Source organism: Myxococcus sp. CA039A (assembly GCF_013336645.1).
Classification (GTDB): Bacteria; Myxococcota; Myxococcia; order Myxococcales; family Myxococcaceae; genus Myxococcus; species Myxococcus llanfairpwllgwyngyllgogerychwyrndrobwllllantysiliogogogochensis.
In genome coordinates, this window is the sequence record NZ_JABUMQ010000731.1 from 1 (window position 1) to 669 (window position 669).

At 77.3% G+C, this 669-nt stretch carries 1 pseudogene; it reads left to right on the forward strand.

Annotated elements, in window-relative coordinates:
• Positions 1-669, forward strand: a pseudogene (locus HR086_RS47315) (hypothetical protein); the annotation flags it as partial.

Below are 669 nucleotides of genomic sequence, written 5' to 3' on the forward strand. Positions count from 1 at the left end.
CACCTGGCCCGCACCCTGCCGGGGCGGCCCGCGCTTCCTCCTTCGGGGCACACCGTCCGCGCTCCCGCGCCGGCCCCGCGCGCCGTGCCCGTGTCGGAGGAGCCCGTGCCCCGGAGCGAGGCACGCCCTCGCACCGGCCGCACCGTGGACACGCTGCGCGCCGTGGCCCCTCCCCCGCAGCCTCCCGAGCGCAACGAGGAGACGGCGATGGTCCGCGTGCCCTCGCTCTCCGCCGAGCCCGGCAGCCACGCGGGTGTTCCCTCCCGACGCGCCGCCGGAGCCGCCCGTCGCCGGCCCCAGCCCCAGCTTCCCGCCGCCTTCCCCGACGCCGAGGTCACCACCCGACCCTCGCGCGGCTTCCAGGAGAACCGCCGCAAACCCGAGGACGAGGTCCCCGACGACGAGGACTCCCACGTCCACACCCTGCGCGGAGTCCCCGCCGTGGGCTCCGAATCCCGAGGCGGGCGCAAGGTCCTCGCCGGCGTGCTCGTCCTCGTCGCGGTGGCCGCCGCGGTGGTGGGACTGGGGCTCGATGGAGGCGTGGTGTCCGCCTGGGCCGCTCCCCTGCTGGGGCTCGAGCAGAAGCAGCCGCCGCCGGCGCCTCTCGGAGACAGGGACAGGCAACGCGTCCCGCTCCCTCGGGAGCAGACGAAGGCCCCACCCGTCATC